The organism is Advenella sp. RU8 (genome assembly GCF_048381675.1).
GTDB lineage: Bacteria > Pseudomonadota > Gammaproteobacteria > Burkholderiales > Burkholderiaceae_B > Advenella.
This window is the reverse complement of the sequence record NZ_JBLWIS010000003.1, coordinates 139,286-155,027: the sequence shown is the minus strand read 5'-3', so window position 1 is coordinate 155,027 and position 15,742 is coordinate 139,286. Positions and strand designations below refer to the sequence as shown.

The window sequence follows — 15,742 nt, the reverse complement described above, 5'->3', positions numbered from 1 at the left end:
CTATTCAGATTCAAGCATTTCACATTAAACCAAGGCTAATTATTACTTCTGCAGGACAGCCACTCATTTACTTTACAAACCCTGTTTAAAGACTTACAGCCAAACCTTACATGCGTCCTAAACAAAAAAAACGAGCAAACAAAAATGCCTGAATTTCATGAAGAAACTCAGGCGTTTTGAATTTGCCAAGTAAACCCTGCTTTCCCGGCAAGGTTTACTCATAGCATGATTACAAATTAATCAACCAGCTTAACTGCACCTTTCATAATGGCAAAGTGACCTGGGAATGAGCAGAAGAAGCTGTAATCGCCATCTGCAGCCAGTTTTTCAACAGGGAAAGTAACGGTAGCAGATTCACCACCACCAATTATTTTGGTATGGGCAACAACACGCTCGTCACCCTCTTTCACATAGTCTTTAGCCAGGCCAGCCGCCACACCTTCGGTAGCAACTGCTTGCATGTCTGCAGTTTTGGTAATTACAACGTTATGGCCCATTGCGGCAGCAGGCAATTTACCTACGTGCTTCAGGTTAACCGTAAAGTCTTTGCATGACTTGCTGATTGAGATTTCTTTTGTATTGTATTGCATTGCATCGTTGGAATCGATATCTACCGCACACTCTGCAGCCAACACGGGGGTTGCAGCAACAGACAGAACAGCAGCTAGCGCCAATTTTTTGAAAGACATATATTTCTCCTGTGAAAAAAACTTCTGTACTTTCGTATCATACGATAAGTTATAAGCACATGAGCAATATTAGACACTATTTTCTTTTAATAGTTGAGTAAAATAGTAAAATTTTTTGACAAAAATCAAGGGAATACCCTAGGTTTTTGTGCATCAGACCTGCGTTGATACTATACTGCTTAGCCTACCCGGGTTACCCCAGCAAAAACAGAAAAGCCCTTGCTTAATTAAAGCAAGGGCTCTGAATTTTTAACCAATTTTAACTAAAACCGATGGTGCTCATGGCGAGACTCGAACTCGCACAGCTTTCGCCACTACCCCCTCAAGATAGCGTGTCTACCAATTCCACCACATGAGCAAAATTATGTTCTGGAAAGCATTAAATTATAACGCATTCCAGAAAAATTTGTTGTTACTGCGTATTTTCTGTTGATTTATCAGCAACAGGAGCCACTTCTGTTGGTGTTTCTACAACAGTTGCCTGTGTAGCAGGTGCTGGCACTGCCTCAGGAGCAGCAGGAGTTGACTGACCAACAGCCGCAGGGACAACAGGCACAGCAGCATTACCCGCAACCGGTGCAGGAGGAATAGCGCCACCACCCAAAGGAGCCACTGGCAAAGCAGGATCCTGCGGCTGATAACCTTCCATCAAGCCACTTCCACTTGATTGGCCACCAACAGAATCTGGTGACGAGTTGCCCAGATAAGCAAGACCTGCCGTGGACGCAAAAAACAAAACGGCTATCCATTTGGTAGCACGCGAGAAAAAGTTGGCCGCACCCGTGGCACCAAATAAACTACCGGCGGAACCACCACCAAAGGAAGAGCCCATATCGGCGCCTTTGCCCTGCTGCAGCAACACGAGCACAATGACGGCAAGCGCAGCAATCACCTGTACTACGGTTAGCAATGGATATAAATATGAAGGCATAAAAGTAAAACTCCAAAAATATTAAGCAGTAGCAATATTCAAAAATTCTTCGGCAACCAGGGCGGCACCACCTACCAGTGCGCCATCGATATCTGCCATGGCAAATAAACTTGCCGCATTGGCAGCCTTAACGCTGCCACCATATAAAATCTGTACGTTACCCGCCCCAAGCGCATTTAACTGGGCACGGATATAGGCATGCACTTCCTGTGCCTGCTCTGGCGAAGCGGTAAGACCGGTACCAATGGCCCAAACAGGCTCATAAGCAATTACCATTTTATTCACTGCCTGCTCACCCAAAGCCAACACTGGCGCCAATTGTGCCTGAATGACACCAAGGGTATTTTGCTGTTCGCGATCTTGCAAAGTTTCGCCCACACAAACTACTGGCGTAATGTTATGTGCCAGCGCTGCCTGTGCCTTTAAAGCCACCTGTTCGCTGGTTTCCCCATGCAGGGCACGGCGTTCTGAGTGACCAACCAGCGTCCATGCACAATTAAAATCATTAAGCATGGCAGCGGAAACCTCACCGGTGAACGCACCAGATGCTTGCAAACTGACATCTTGCGCCCCCCAGGACACAGCACTACCAGCCAAAACCTGCGATACCTGAGCCAGATAAGGAAAAGACGGACAAACAGCAATAGCGCAGTTATTACTTGCGCCCGCGTTTTCCACGCCTTCGCGAATGCCTTTCAAAAGCACCTCGTTGGCAGCCAGGCTACCATTCATTTTCCAGTTTCCAATAACCAGTCGCTGACGCGTTTTTGCTGTTGTCATAGTTAAATCCGGCTAGTAAATATACGGGTTAAATTTAATTAACCTAATATTCTAACCCGTATACACCCGATTTGTCTTTAATTTTCAAAAGTCAAAATAATTTTACCAATCTGTTCACCCGCATCCATCATGGTATGCGCATCCACTACCTTTTCGAAAGGGAATGTGGCATGGATAATCGGCTTGATCTTACCTGCCTCGAGCAATGGCCAGACATGCTTGTGCAAAGACCGGGCAATTTCAGTCTTGAATGCAGGCGAACGTGGACGCAGTGTTGAGCCAGTAATCGTCAGGCGACGGCGCATTAGCTGATTGGTATCTATCGTAGCCTTGCTACCACCCAGCTGGGCAATGATGACAATACGCCCATCATCAGCCAGGCTATTGATATTACGGTTAACATATTCACCGGAAACCATATCCAAAATGACATTAACACCCTTGCCATTGGTAAGGCTTTTGATTTCCTCAACAAAATCCTGGGTTTTATAATTAATGCCCTTATTAGCACCCAATGCTTCTACCGCCTTGACTCGTTCATCACTTCCTACGGTTGCATAAACGGTATTACCAAAAGCGCGCGCCAACTGGATGGCGGTTGTCCCAATACCACTTGCACCGCCGTGCACCAGCAAGGCCTCGTCTTTGGCCAGCGCACCACGATCAAACACGTTAGTCCAGACAGTAAAGTAAGTCTCTGGCAAACCGGCCGCCTCTACATCACTCAAGCCCTTTGGAATTGGCAGACAATTACCAGCAGGTGCAGCACAGTATTCGGCATAGCCACCACCAGGGGTAAGCGCGCACACCCTGTCGCCAATCTTTAGATTGGTACCGGAAACATCACCTTCTACAATAACACCCGCCACTTCCAGGCCTGGCAAATCAGAAGCATCGGCCGGCGGCGGGTAAGAACCCTTACGCTGAAAAACATCCGGACGATTAATGCCTGCTGCGGTTACTTTAATTAAAACCTCACCGGCTTTTAGCACCGGTTTCTCACGCTCTACCAAAGTTAATACTTCCGGCCCACCCGGCTGTGAGATTTCAATTGCTTTCATTGTCTTCTTCCTTTTTTCTAAAATCAGGGTTATCAAGCGCCTTATTTTAGCAGGGTATGAATGACTCAAGTCTTTAGCAAGGTCGCGACTTGACAGATATCCAAATGGACAGGGTTTAACTGAACAAAAAAAGGGGCCAATAATAGCCCCTTTTTGTTTATAGCCTGATTTTACCGATCAAGATTTAGAGGGCAACGCCTTCCAAACGTGGTGCAATCATGTTTTCAGGACGCAAAATATCAGCCAGAACCTGCTCATCAAGCAGACTCTCTTCCTTGACAAGCTCAAGCACTCCCCGTCCGGTTTCCAGCGCTTTTTTAGCAATGCGTGTAGAGTTTGCATAGCCAATAAACGGATTCAAGGCAGTAACCAGGCCAATTGAGTTTTCCGCCAACGCACTGCAATGAGCCGCATTCGCGGTAATACCATCAATACACAGTTCACGGAGCATATCCATGCCACGTGACAACAGGCAAATTGAATCAAACATTTTGTAGGCAATCAATGGCTCCATGACATTCAGCTGCAACTGCCCTGCCTCTGATGCCATGGTAATAGCCACATCATTACCGATAATTTCGAAAGCAATTTGATTGACCGCTTCAGGAATAACCGGATTAACTTTTCCGGGCATGATAGAACTGCCTGGCTGACGGGCAGGCAGATTGATTTCATTAATACCTGTGCGAGGACCACTTGAAAGCAGGCGCAAGTCATTACAGATTTTGGACAATTTAACTGCAGTACGCTTAAGCATGCCTGACAGCAACACAAAGTCACCCATATCATAAGTAGCCGCCAGCAGATCAGAAGACGATTTCATAGGCAGACCACTGATTTCAGCAAGCTTTTTAACCGCCAGCTGCTGGTAGCGGGGATCGGTATTAATGCCCGTACCAATTGCAGTACCACCCAGGTTAACCGCCGTCAACAGGCCGGAAGACACTGAACGCAACAAAGAAAGATCATCGGCCAATGTTGAAGCGAATGCCTTGAATTCCTGACCTAGGGTCATGGGAACCGCATCCTGAAGCTGGGTCCTGCCCATTTTAAGGATACCCTCGAACTCATTTGCCTTAACCACAAAGGATGCAGTGAGTTTATCCAGGCTTGTTAACAACACCTCATGACTGAACAGCAGACCCAACCTGATTGCCGTTGGATAGGTATCATTGGTTGATTGAGACATGTTCACGTCATTATTAGGGTCCAGATACTGATATTCACCCTTGGCGTGATTCATTGACTCAAGGCCAACATTGGCAATCACTTCATTGGCATTCATATTGGTGGAAGTACCTGCACCACCCTGGATCATGTCTACAACGAACTGATCATGAAACTCGCCAGCAATAATTCGTTGACAGGCTTTTTGGATTGCCTCGTATTTTTCCTGACTAAGGTAACCAAGCTCACAATTAGCCCCTGCTGTTGCCTGCTTAACCATGGCAAATGCATTAACAAACTCAGGATAGTGAGATAAAGGAATGCCAGACAACTTGAAATTTTCAATTGCTCTCAGCGTTTGGACACCATAGTAAACATTATTGGGGACTTCTTTAGTTCCCAACAAGTCTTTCTCTATACGGTAGGACTTATTAGTTGACATATTAAAAAAACACAAAAAACGACTCTCGTCGCGTTAATAAAAAAAACGGAAGATGGCCCATACTAACAAATTTGACACTATACGGGCGTCCAAACACAAAAAGTGCCCCTAACGAGCACCTTTTGTGTTTGTTTGCTTACTCACATTTGAGCTCTATACCTGCTCATAAAATAGCAATAAAAAAACCCCGGACCATTACTGAATCCGGGGTTTTGTGTATTGGCGGAAGCTGTGAGATTCGAACTCACGGAGGGCGCAAACCCTCGCCGGTTTTCAAGACCGGTGCATTCAACCGCTCTGCCAAGCTTCCTTTTTCTCTCTGGTGCACTCGGCCGGAATCGAACCGGCACGGGCGCAATGCCCGAGAGATTTTAAGTCTCTTGTGTCTACCTATTTCACCACGAGTGCGACACACTTAAGAAGAAAGAAATATAGCACGGGAATTTAATTTCTGTCTACACAACCGTATTAAAAAAATCTTTTTCAGCAAAATGATGACTTTTTTACAACACAATTAACATTTACCACAGAAAAGCCGCTACAGAACCACTGCAATATCAACGAAAAATACCGGTTTATTTCAATTGGTTCCAAATATGCCAGTTTTTAATTAATACTTTCATTTAAGCGTGTTTGCGAAACAACTTGGAAATGGGCATTGCCTGATAATAAGATTATAGTGCTGTAGAGTTAAGTTTCAGTCCATCAACCTTTACATGAGGTTCAACATGAAAAAAATTATTGCGATAGCGGTCTTGGCTGTTGGCCTTACCGGGTGCGTTATTGATGATGGCTACGGCTATTATGATGATTATTATGGCTCTGGGTACAGTAACGGGTATGGTTATTCCAACACCTATTACAACGTCAACAATTACCGTTATTACGATAATAACCGCCGTCAGTGGGTAACCCGTAGCCATGCCGACCAGAAACGATATTGGGATGATGACAAAAAACACATCAATCGCAACAAAAACGACTCGAACCGGAAGCCCTATCGCTTACGCCCCGATGCAAAACCAATCGGCCCTCCTCGCGAAAAGGTCACAAACTACCCTCAAAACAATCGCCGTGTTGAACGCCCTGAAAACAATCGACGCATCGAACAAAACCAGCATACCATTCGCCGCCCCTCCTTCAACAGGGATGAAAGGCCACATTCAAATCCGTCTTCAGCAAGAGACAGAAGCCATGATTATCGCCGCGAAGCCCAACGCAGAACCAATGACAGTCGCTAATGGTAAAGCATAGAACGCAATTCAAATACTGAAATACCAACAGGAGTAAAGATGAAAAAACTATTACTACCCTTCTTGACAGCTGCCGCCTTAATGATAGGTTCTGCCGCCAATGCACAAATTAACGTGGACATCGGAATAGGTGTGCCAGGTGTCGTCGTGGAAAGGCCACATCGTCATTACGGGCCACCACCAGTGGTTTATGTAGAACGTCCCCGCCATATCCACCCTCGAACTGTTTATTATTTTGATGATCACCCAAGGCGTGGCTACAAACACTACAAAAAACAGAACAAGAGGCATGGGCACCCCCATTACAACCGCTACCGCGGCAGAGACTGATAACCCGGTGTTCAACCAGTCAACACAAGCCTATCAAGCTAACAACCCAACTCATCAGTTTCCGTAAAAAAAACAACAAAAACCTTTTTTGTTGTTTTTTTACATTTTTCATAAAAATCTTATTTCTTGTATTGCAAAAACCAATATTTCTATGTCATAATTCTTTCTTCGGTGCTTAACACAGCATTGAAAACAAGTCGGGGCATAGCGCAGCCTGGTAGCGCATCTGGTTTGGGACCAGAGGGTCGTAGGTTCGAATCCTACTGTCCCGACCATAATTTCCCAAGGAAATAAACAAGCTAGCCGCTTTCAAGTTATTTAGACTGAAGCGGCTTTTTTGTATCCGCATTATTTTTTGCTTCACATAATAATTACGGAACTTTCTAACCCACAAACATTAGCAAACCCAAACTCTCATTTCCGCTTTTTGCAATGCAACCTTTACCGCATTGCCAATGCGCTATTGTTTGCCATATCAAACCGATCAATCAATTACCTCGCCACGAAAACCAGGCCCCTATATTGCAACAACAATAAGAAGCACAACCTTATTAGTTGCATGACCCCCACAACATCATGTGACAAAAATCAAATCACAATAAATTAAACACAATAAATACCCATTATTTTCCTTAAAAGTATATATTTACTTACTAAAGAAATAGAATCAAACAAGATTGAGCCACTATAAAATAGGCATGCGCTTTTCCTTTATAAGAAAAATCAAAAGACAAAAATTTTATTTTTTTTATTTCTTACTTTAAGGATATTAACAATGTTGAATTTAAAGAAAACCATGCTTGCAGCAGGCATTACCATGGGCTTTCTGGGCTTTGCAGCCCAGGCAGAAGAAAGCAAATACCCGGAACGCCCTGTCAATATGGTGATTCCGTTCACAGCCGGAGGCCCTACCGATAACGTGGCACGCTCATTGGCAGAGGCCATGCGTGACCCACTGGGTGAAACGGTTATTGTTGAAAACAAGGCTGGCGCAGGTGGTACCATTGGCACGACTCATGTAGCGCACCAGAAACCTGACGGCTATGATATTTTGCTCATGCACGTTGGTTTTTCAACCGCACCTTCCCTGTATAAAAAACTGGGTTACGATCCAATCAAAAGCTTTGAACCTATTGGCCTGGTTGTTGACGTTCCCATGACGATTATTGCCCGCGAAGATTTCCCGGCCAATAACATGAAAGAACTGGTTGAATATATAAAGGCACATAAAGATGAAGTTACCTTGGCCAATGCCGGTGTTGGCGCAGCCAGCCATCTATGTGGCACCATGCTAATGTCCGCGCTGGATGTAGACCTGCTTACCATTCCTTATAAAGGTGCCGCACCGGCCATGAATGACCTGCTGGGCAAACAGGTAGACTTGCTGTGCGACCAAACCACCAACACCTCCCAGCAAATCCTGGGTAAAAAAGTGAAGGCATTTGCGATTACCAGCGCCAAACGCTCCCCCACCCTCCCGGATCTGCCAACCATGCAGGAAGAAGGCTTCAAAGACTTTGAAGTGGGTATTTGGCATGGACTATGGGCACCAGCCGGCACACCCGAACCGGTTATGCAAAAACTGGAATCTTCACTGGCTACCGCTTTAAAAGATCCTAAATTCAAAGAACGCATGGATAAACTGGGTGCCACCGTACTTGAAAACGATGCCAACCCGGCCGCCCTGAAAGCCAAGGTAGAGCAACAAATTCCGGTATGGGCAGAGCTGTTCAAAAAAGCAGGCGTTGAACCACAATAATCCTGCTGGTCGCTTATGCCTGGCCAACCTTCAAGCATAAGCCCTATAGTTGTCACGTGCGGAAAACCAACCCGTACGTGACAATACATTTCAAACAAGCTCATCGCAAAAAGCAAAGAACAATGATCAACACTACAATTCTCACACCCAATAAACAAAGCAATTTCTGCTAGTCAGTTATTTCTGCACTATTCCTGTTTTTTTCTGCCAGTGAGTCTACCACCCACCGCACTTTCCGCTGCAACTCTTCTAAAGTGCCATCATTCACTATATAAGATGAAAATTTCCCCCACTCATTTGGCAATGGCTCAAACTTGTCAGTTTGTGTATTCAGCACCTCTATCGTGGCATCTGATGGGTCTTTTCCTGCTTGCGCCCTTTTAACAATCCGGTCTTTCAACATTATCTCGGGCGCCTCACAACCAAGCAGCCTGAATGAGACACCCATTTTGTTCGCAAGCTGATGGAAAAAAATACGGTCGGCCTGATGTAAAAACACCGCATCCACCACCACAATAAAGCCGGCACGCAGTAGTGTTTCTGCCAATTCGAGCAAGCGACCATAAACCCGGCGACTGGTTTCTGGTGCATAAAGCGTTGATTTATTCACCATCTGGCTATTTTGTGTGCTTATATTAAACAAGCGTTTTCGCTCAACATCTGAACGCAACCGGATACCCCCTGTCATGTCAGACAACATTTGTGCCACAGTGGACTTGCCCGAACCACTTAATCCATATACCAATACCAAGGCCTGCTGATTGGCGGGATACACAAAACCTTTTGCCAATGACCAGTATTGGCTGAATTTTTCTTTATCGTCTTGCATTAAAGCGATTTTTGCCCTGACCAGCGCCCGATAAGCCGCGTACTCATGCAACAATCGCAGTCCTTCATAATCCCCGCTTTCTTCCAAATACGCATTTAACAAGCGCGCAGCCAGCTCGGGTTGCCGGTTGGCATGCAAATCCATATAGGCAAAAGCCAGATCGTTCATGACGTCAATATTGCTTAAGCTATCATCAAACTCTAGCGCATCAAATGCCATGACCCGGTCTTGCCAAAGTACGATATTCCCCAGGTGCAAATCACCATGACAGGGCCTGAAAAAACCCTCTTGGATTCGCTGGTTTCGCCATGGCAGGTGGCTCTCAAATTTGGCCTTCAAGTCTTGCCTTAACCCCCCCCATTCGACAGCTTCCCGCAGGGTTGGAAAAAATGGATGTGCCTTGATTTCATCAAAACTTTCAAGTAACCAATCAAGCGTATTTTTTTTACTTGCCTCGGCAGCAGGCAAACGCGGTAACGACGCATGAAAACGGGCCAAATGCACGGCCAGTATTTCTACCAGTGAAAAAGTAAGCTTACCCGCACGTGCCAATACGGCAAACTCCTGACTGCTATCAAAACGGCGCATTTTGACCAGCCAATCTATGACCACTTCCTGACCGTTAATATCGGGCGCTTGCACAGTACCGGTTACCGGCAACACGTCCAAGTATAATTCTGGCGCCGTGCGCCGGTTTATAGCCAGTTCTTTCAGGCAAAAATGATGCCGGTTTTCCAACGTGGAAAAATCAAGAAAAGGCAACTTTAATGGCTTTTTAAGCTTGTAGGCATATTCACCCACCAGAATAATGGTTGAAATATGCGTTTGCGTAACCGTGGCCTTTGCACCAGACTGCGCTTCAAGCCTTTGAGACAGGCCTTTTACCATTAACGCGTGTTTATCCAGCAAATCATCTCGTTGCCGTAAATCTGTCATGTCCAGCCATCCGTTCAATAAGTTGCCTTAAAAGACAACAATCTAAGTCCGTTTAAGACCACCAGCAAGCTGGCCCCCATGTCCGCAAAAACGGCCATCCACATGGTACCTGTACCTGCCAGGGTTAGCACCAGAAAAAACAGCTTGATTCCCAGCGCCAAAGCAATATTCTGTACCAGAATCCGATGCGTGGTACGGGATAATTCAATAAATCGCGGTATTTTTCGCAAATCGTCATCCATTAAGGCGACATCGGCTGTTTCAATAGCCGTATCGGTGCCGATTGCCCCCATGGCGAAACCAATATCTGCACGCGCCAAGGCGGGCGCATCGTTAATACCGTCTCCAACCATCCCTACCATGCCGGATTTCTGTAACGCAGCAATGGCATCCAGCTTGTTTTCAGGCATTTGCTGTCCAAGCGCACGATCTATACCTACCTCGCTGGCTATGGTCTGCACGGTTTGTTGATTATCCCCTGACAACATGATGGTTTTAACACCCTGCCGGTGCAGCATCCCGATGGCTTGCCGGCTATCCGGCCTAACGGTATCTGCCACAGCAAAAACCGCCATCACCCAATCCGCACAACGTAACACCACAACGGTTTTACCCTGGCTTTCATAACCCTGAATGGCTTTTGTCTCCAACGCATTAAGCAAGCCTTGATCAAGCGCATGGCGTGGGCTTTCCAGGCTATATTCAATACCGTCGATGACTCCCTGAACACCTTGGCCAGGCAAGGCCAGGAAATTTTCCACCTCATGAAACTGCAAACCGTCTTGTCGGGCAGCCTGTGCTACAGCCATGGATACCGGATGATCAGACAAACTTGCCAGGCTGGCCGCCACTTTTCGTACCCCGGTTTCTTGCAGGCTTACGGTATCCTGATCCTGACTGTTTTCCAAAGACCCGTCAATTTGCTCTTTTTTGCTTATCAACATCATATCGGTTTGCACAGGTTTGCCCTGTGTAATGGTACCGGTTTTGTCAAGGGCAAGCCAACCCAGCTTCCGGCCCTTTTCCAAATAAGCCGCCCCCTTAACCAGTACACCATGCCGGGCTGCAGCCGTTAAGCCACTAACCAGCGTAACCGGTGTTGAAATAACCAGCGCGCAGGGGCAAGCAATCACCAGCAAGACCAGTGCCATGTAGATGGCTTCCAGCCAGGGAGTGCCCCAAACCAGAGGCATGAAAACCGCTACCAGCAAGGCCAGCAGGCAAACCGCAGGCGTGTAATAGCTGGCAAACTGGTCGACGAATCGCTGCAAGGGGGCTTTGCTGGCCTGGGCCTGTTCAACCACATGAATTATGCGGGCCAGGGTACTGTTTTCGGCCAAAGCATCCACCTTGAATTCCAGCAAACCACCTTGGTTAATGGTACCGGCATACAGCTCATCGCCTTGCTGCTTGTCTACCGGCATGCTTTCACCGGTAATAGGCGCCTGATTGACCGTAGAAAAGCCCTTGATAACCGTCCCATCAAGGGGAATCCGTTCACCCGGACGTACCCGGACCATATCCCCTGTTTTTACCTGGCCTACCGGTAATTCCTGCCAGCCATTAGCGGCCTGATAAACCCAGGCGGTTTGCGGAACCATCTGCAGCAAGTTGCCTACCGCATGACGGGCTCGATCCAGAGACCTGGCCTCGAGCAACTCGGCAATGCTAAACAGCACCATTACCATTGCGGCTTCGGGCCATTGACCAATCAACAAAGCACAGCTAACCGCAATAGTCATCAGTGCGTTGATATTTAACTGTAAATTCCGCAAGGCAATAATGCCCTTGCGATAGGTTCCAAAGCCCGATAACGCTACCGCCAATACCGCCAGCAAGGCAGAAAATACCCATGGCCACTCAACCCAATGAATGATCTCCGAAGAAATAGCCAAAACGGCGGCCACTGGCAGTTTCCAACCAAACGACAGCTTGCCTTCCTGCTGACTGTTTTTTAAAACATCAACGTCTATTCCTGCGGTTTGGGGATCAAAACCCAAAGACTTAATCGCTTCCAGAATATCATCCAGGACATGAGGTTGATGCACCACCAGCAATTCGCGCTGCATCAAATTAAAACTCATGGCCATCACCCCTGCCATGTTTTCAAGTCGAGCCCGTATCAGCCGTTCTTCGGTAGGACAATCCATTTGCATGATGCGAATGGGCGTTTGCACCCGATTGCCCACTTTCTGTTGAGGAGACAGATCTCCCATTTCTTTATGACCATGATGAACGTGATCGTGGCCAGAATTGTGTTGTTGGCAGCAGCCTGACATGACTTACTCCATTTATGCTGTGATTCACTTATAATTATTAAACACCCTGTAGTAACTACAAGGTCAAGCACTTTAGGAGCATTTCATGAAAATTGGTGAATTAGCCAGCTTGCTAAACTGCAAAGCGGAAACCATCAGGTATTACGAGAAAGAAGGTTTGCTTCCCAAGCCCGAACGCAATGCCAGCAACTACCGCCATTATGATGATACGCATGTGAAACGCCTGCGCTTTATCCGCAATTGCCGCTCGCTGGATATGACGCATGATGAAATTCGTACGCTTTTGATGGTACAAGATGAAAGCAACAGCAATTGCGCCTGCTTTAACCAGGTATTAGATGAACATCTGGGACATGTCGATGCACGAATTCAGGAACTGGTTTACCTGAAACAGCAGCTGATTGATTTAAGAAATCAATGCGAAACGGCGCAGGCAGTTGAAAACTGTGGCATTTTCAGACAACTTTCCACAATGGAAAGTTGCGAACCACCAACGCGCCATTCACATTTGTAGCCAACTTAACCGAAACGGCCAGTAATGTAATCTTCGGTTTCCTTGCGTTGTGGCTTAACAAAGATTTTCTCTGTTTCACCAAACTCCATCAACTCGCCAAGATACATATAGGCGGTGTAGTCGGAACAACGGGCGGCCTGTTGCATATTGTGGGTCACGATAGCAACGGTATAGTCTTTTTTCAACTCGGTAATCAGTTCTTCGATTTTCACGGTTGAAATAGGATCAAGTGCCGAACAAGGCTCATCCAGCAGCAGGACTTCCGGTTTGATTGCCACTCCACGTGCAATACACAGACGCTGTTGCTGGCCACCAGACAGGCCGTTTCCACTTTGATTCAGCTTGTCTTTCACTTCATTCCATAAGGCCGATTTTGTCAGCGCCCATTCTACCCGCTCGTCCATTTCAGCCTTGCTGAGTTTTTCAAACAACTTCACGCCAAAGGCAATGTTGTCGTAAATACTCATGGGAAAGGGTGTAGGCTTTTGGAAAACCATTCCCACTTTGGCACGGATCAGTGAAATATCGGTGGTAGTTGTGAGCAGGTTTTCACCATCAAGGTTGATTTCCCCCTCTGCCCGCTGACCGGGATACAACTCGAACATGCGGTTGAATGTACGCAACAGGGTGGATTTTCCACATCCTGAAGGACCAATGAAAGCGGTAACCTTATTGCGGGCAATACGCATATTTACATCTTTGATCGCGTGAAAACCACCATAATAAAAATTCAGGTTTTTAACTTCGATCTTTGTCTCATCGACTGGAACCAAATTTTCCATTTCAATTTCCTAGAATCTGTATATCGATAATCTGTTTATTTACGGAACAAACTGCGAGCCACAATGTTCAGGCCCAGTACCAGCAGGGTAATCAGGGTTGCACCTGCCCAGGCCAGCTCGTTCCAGTCTTTAAAGGGACTAGCCGCGTATTGATAAATAACCACCGGCAAGTTGGACATTGGCGCATTCATGTCCCAGCTCATGAACTGGTTGGACAGCGCGGTAAACAGCAAAGGAGCTGTTTCGCCCATAATGCGGGCCACTGCCAGCAAAACACCGGTAATAATGCCTGAACGCGCAGCGCGATAACAGATCATGGTAACAATACGCCACTTGGGGCAACCCAATGCAGCAGCGGCCTCACGCAGGCTGTTTGGCACCAGCATCAGCATGTTGTCGGTGGTGCGCACCACAACCGGAATAACCAGGATGGATAACGCCAGTGCACCGGCCCAACCCGAGTAGTGGCCAACATTGGCGACATACAGTGCGTAAATGAACAAACCGATAATAATGGAAGGAGCCGACAACAAGACATCATTCAGGAACCGGGTGGCCGGTGCCAACCAGCCGCGACTGCCATATTCGGCCAGATAAGTGCCTGCCATGATGCCTATGGGCGTACCAATGATGGTACCCACTGCCGACATGAGCACGGAACCAACAATCGCGTTGGCCAAACCGCCCGCATCACCCGGTCCTGGCGTGATTTCGGTGAACAGGCCAAAGGACAGGGATGCCCCCCCCTTAAGCAGCAAGGTAAGGATGATCCAGAAAAGCCAGAACAAACCGAAAATCAGCGCAATAGAAGACAGCGTCAACATGACTTTATTGACTTTACTACGCTTTCTATACAGCGGATTTTCGTTGTTCAGCAACGACTTTACGGGCACTGATGCGGTAAATGTAGTGTGTGTATTCATTTTTTGTATCCGGTACGCTTAGGATTTCTTGCCTTCACCCTTGGCCGCACGAGCGAGCAACAAGCGGGAAAGTGCCAAAACAATCGTCGTAATCAGGAACAGGATAAGACCCAGTTCGATCAAGGCTGATTTTTGCAAACCACCCGCCTCGTTGAATTCATTCGCAATAGCAGAAGCAATGGAGTTTGCCGGCGCAAAAATACTGTCAGGCAAGCGGAAAGCATTACCAATGACGAAAGTAACTGCCATGGTTTCACCCAGTGCACGCCCCAAACCAAGCATGATGCCACCAATAACACCACTGCGTGTATAAGGCAAGACGACTTTCCACATGACTTCCCAGGTAGAAGCACCCAGGCCATAGGCCGATTCTTTAAGTAGGGTTGGCACCACCTCAAAAACGTCACGCATGACCGAGGCAATATAGGGAATGATCATAATGGATAAAATAAGACCGGCGGTAAACAGGCCAATACCAAAAGGAGGGCCTGAAAAGAAACCGCCAATGACAGGAATATTGCCAAGCACGGCAATCATGCCGGGTTGAATATACTCTTGGAAAATAGGTACGAAAACAAACAAGCCCCACATACCATAAATAATGGAGGGAATAGCAGCCAGCATTTCTACGGCAACACCCAATGGCCTGCGCAACCAGGCCGGGGCCAGTTCGGTCAGGAACATGGCAATGCCAAAAGAAACGGGAACCGCAATAACCAGCGCAATGAACGCGGTTATCACCGTACCTAAAATAGGTACCACAGCACCATATACATCATTGACAGGGTCCCAGTCATTAGTGGCAAAAAATGACATGCCATATGCGGCAATGGTTTCACGGCTTCCATAAACCAGGGAAACCATGATGGCTGCGAGCAAAATAAAGACGAAAAAGGCGAAAAACCTGGCTGTACCTTTGAACAAACCGTCAGCAAGCGCATTGTTACTTGTCGGGTTTGGTGGAAGATCTTTTTTCATGGCTGAATCAGCAGTATTAATATTGGAAGAAACGGAAGGGGTTATTGTAGCGCTCATTCTCGACTCTACTTTTAATTTTGCAAAAAACA

At 46.8% G+C, this 15,742-nt stretch carries 14 protein-coding genes and 4 tRNA genes; 5 read left to right on the top strand and 13 right to left on the bottom strand.

The window, feature by feature from the left end; all coding sequences use genetic code 11:
• Positions 1–236: 236 nt before the first annotated feature.
• From azu to ACM5Q9_RS05680, 8 genes are all read right to left on the bottom strand, one after another.
• Complete coding sequence (azu, locus tag ACM5Q9_RS05715; RefSeq protein ID WP_418143772.1) at positions 237–689, bottom strand: azurin; 453 nt, start codon at positions 687–689, stop codon at positions 237–239.
• A gap of 273 nt (positions 690–962) precedes the next feature.
• Positions 963–1,047 (bottom strand) — tRNA-Leu (locus ACM5Q9_RS05710).
• A gap of 54 nt (positions 1,048–1,101) precedes the next feature.
• The gene (gene secG, locus ACM5Q9_RS05705) at positions 1,102–1,620 is read right to left on the bottom strand and encodes a preprotein translocase subunit SecG (RefSeq protein WP_418143771.1); all 519 of its coding nucleotides are present in this window, start codon (positions 1,618–1,620) and stop codon (positions 1,102–1,104) included.
• 21 nt (positions 1,621–1,641) lie between these two features.
• On the bottom strand, positions 1,642–2,400 hold the full coding sequence (gene tpiA / locus ACM5Q9_RS05700) for a triose-phosphate isomerase (RefSeq protein WP_418143770.1): 759 nt from the start codon (positions 2,398–2,400) through the stop codon (positions 1,642–1,644).
• A 77-nt stretch (positions 2,401–2,477) separates the two neighbouring features.
• Positions 2,478–3,461 (bottom strand): NAD(P)H-quinone oxidoreductase, encoded by a 984-nt coding sequence (locus ACM5Q9_RS05695; RefSeq protein ID WP_418143769.1) that lies wholly within the window; start codon positions 3,459–3,461, stop codon positions 2,478–2,480.
• 184 nt (positions 3,462–3,645) lie between these two features.
• Complete coding sequence (locus ACM5Q9_RS05690; RefSeq protein WP_418143768.1) at positions 3,646–5,070, bottom strand: aspartate ammonia-lyase; 1,425 nt, start codon at positions 5,068–5,070, stop codon at positions 3,646–3,648.
• A gap of 220 nt (positions 5,071–5,290) precedes the next feature.
• Positions 5,291–5,380: transfer RNA gene (locus ACM5Q9_RS05685), tRNA-Ser, on the bottom strand.
• 10 nt (positions 5,381–5,390) lie between these two features.
• Positions 5,391–5,478, bottom strand: a tRNA-Leu gene (locus ACM5Q9_RS05680).
• A 320-nt stretch (positions 5,479–5,798) separates the two neighbouring features.
• On the opposite strand from ACM5Q9_RS05680, the gene ACM5Q9_RS05675 reads away from it, so the two are divergent.
• From ACM5Q9_RS05675 to ACM5Q9_RS05660, 4 genes are all read left to right on the top strand, one after another.
• Positions 5,799–6,311 carry a lipoprotein gene (locus ACM5Q9_RS05675; protein ID WP_418143767.1) on the top strand — a complete coding sequence of 171 codons (513 nt, stop codon included), beginning with the start codon at positions 5,799–5,801 and terminating at the stop codon, positions 6,309–6,311.
• A gap of 51 nt (positions 6,312–6,362) precedes the next feature.
• Positions 6,363–6,653, top strand: a complete 291-nt coding sequence (locus tag ACM5Q9_RS05670) for a hypothetical protein (protein ID WP_418143766.1) — start codon at positions 6,363–6,365, stop codon at positions 6,651–6,653.
• 198 nt (positions 6,654–6,851) lie between these two features.
• A tRNA-Pro gene (locus ACM5Q9_RS05665) sits at positions 6,852–6,928 on the top strand.
• 542 nt (positions 6,929–7,470) lie between these two features.
• The gene (locus ACM5Q9_RS05660) at positions 7,471–8,412 is read left to right on the top strand and encodes a tripartite tricarboxylate transporter substrate binding protein BugD (protein ID WP_418143917.1); all 942 of its coding nucleotides are present in this window, start codon (positions 7,471–7,473) and stop codon (positions 8,410–8,412) included.
• Between the two features lie 169 nt (positions 8,413–8,581).
• Here ACM5Q9_RS05660 and ACM5Q9_RS05655 read toward each other — a convergent pair whose 3' ends face one another.
• On the bottom strand, positions 8,582–10,177 hold the full coding sequence (locus tag ACM5Q9_RS05655; RefSeq protein WP_418143765.1) for an AAA family ATPase: 1,596 nt from the start codon (positions 10,175–10,177) through the stop codon (positions 8,582–8,584).
• A 14-nt stretch (positions 10,178–10,191) separates the two neighbouring features.
• On the bottom strand, positions 10,192–12,456 hold the full coding sequence (locus ACM5Q9_RS05650) for a heavy metal translocating P-type ATPase (protein WP_418143764.1): 2,265 nt from the start codon (positions 12,454–12,456) through the stop codon (positions 10,192–10,194).
• An 85-nt stretch (positions 12,457–12,541) separates the two neighbouring features.
• Here ACM5Q9_RS05650 and cadR point away from each other — a divergent pair, with 85 nt between their 5' ends.
• Entirely contained in the window at positions 12,542–12,970 is a 429-nt protein-coding gene (gene cadR, locus ACM5Q9_RS05645) for a Cd(II)/Pb(II)-responsive transcriptional regulator (RefSeq protein ID WP_418143763.1), read from the top strand.
• Positions 12,971–12,975: 5 nt separating this feature from the next.
• Here the strand turns inward: cadR and pstB are convergent, their stop codons facing one another.
• The 3 genes from pstB to pstC are packed head-to-tail and all read right to left on the bottom strand — an operon-like array spanning position 12,976 to position 15,710.
• On the bottom strand, positions 12,976–13,752 hold the full coding sequence (gene pstB / locus ACM5Q9_RS05640; RefSeq protein ID WP_418143762.1) for a phosphate ABC transporter ATP-binding protein PstB: 777 nt from the start codon (positions 13,750–13,752) through the stop codon (positions 12,976–12,978).
• A 35-nt stretch (positions 13,753–13,787) separates the two neighbouring features.
• Positions 13,788–14,675, bottom strand: a complete 888-nt coding sequence (pstA, locus tag ACM5Q9_RS05635; RefSeq protein ID WP_418143761.1) for a phosphate ABC transporter permease PstA — start codon at positions 14,673–14,675, stop codon at positions 13,788–13,790.
• 18 nt (positions 14,676–14,693) lie between these two features.
• On the bottom strand, positions 14,694–15,710 hold the full coding sequence (gene pstC / locus ACM5Q9_RS05630; protein ID WP_418143760.1) for a phosphate ABC transporter permease subunit PstC: 1,017 nt from the start codon (positions 15,708–15,710) through the stop codon (positions 14,694–14,696).
• Between the last annotated feature and the right edge of the window lie 32 nt (positions 15,711–15,742).

Coding starts and splice junctions, on each gene's coding strand:
- azu (WP_418143772.1), bottom strand. CDS start 689: ATGTCTTTCAAAAAATTGGCGCTAGCTGCTGTTCTGTCTGTTGCTGCA.
- secG (WP_418143771.1), bottom strand. CDS start 1,620: ATGCCTTCATATTTATATCCATTGCTAACCGTAGTACAGGTGATTGCT.
- tpiA (WP_418143770.1), bottom strand. CDS start 2,400: ATGACAACAGCAAAAACGCGTCAGCGACTGGTTATTGGAAACTGGAAA.
- ACM5Q9_RS05695 (WP_418143769.1), bottom strand. CDS start 3,461: ATGAAAGCAATTGAAATCTCACAGCCGGGTGGGCCGGAAGTATTAACT.
- ACM5Q9_RS05690 (WP_418143768.1), bottom strand. CDS start 5,070: ATGTCAACTAATAAGTCCTACCGTATAGAGAAAGACTTGTTGGGAACT.
- ACM5Q9_RS05675 (WP_418143767.1), top strand. CDS start 5,799: ATGAAAAAAATTATTGCGATAGCGGTCTTGGCTGTTGGCCTTACCGGG.
- ACM5Q9_RS05670 (WP_418143766.1), top strand. CDS start 6,363: ATGAAAAAACTATTACTACCCTTCTTGACAGCTGCCGCCTTAATGATA.
- ACM5Q9_RS05660 (WP_418143917.1), top strand. CDS start 7,471: ATGGGCTTTCTGGGCTTTGCAGCCCAGGCAGAAGAAAGCAAATACCCG.
- ACM5Q9_RS05655 (WP_418143765.1), bottom strand. CDS start 10,177: ATGACAGATTTACGGCAACGAGATGATTTGCTGGATAAACACGCGTTA.
- ACM5Q9_RS05650 (WP_418143764.1), bottom strand. CDS start 12,456: ATGTCAGGCTGCTGCCAACAACACAATTCTGGCCACGATCACGTTCAT.
- cadR (WP_418143763.1), top strand. CDS start 12,542: ATGAAAATTGGTGAATTAGCCAGCTTGCTAAACTGCAAAGCGGAAACC.
- pstB (WP_418143762.1), bottom strand. CDS start 13,752: ATGGAAAATTTGGTTCCAGTCGATGAGACAAAGATCGAAGTTAAAAAC.
- pstA (WP_418143761.1), bottom strand. CDS start 14,675: ATGAATACACACACTACATTTACCGCATCAGTGCCCGTAAAGTCGTTG.
- pstC (WP_418143760.1), bottom strand. CDS start 15,710: ATGAGCGCTACAATAACCCCTTCCGTTTCTTCCAATATTAATACTGCT.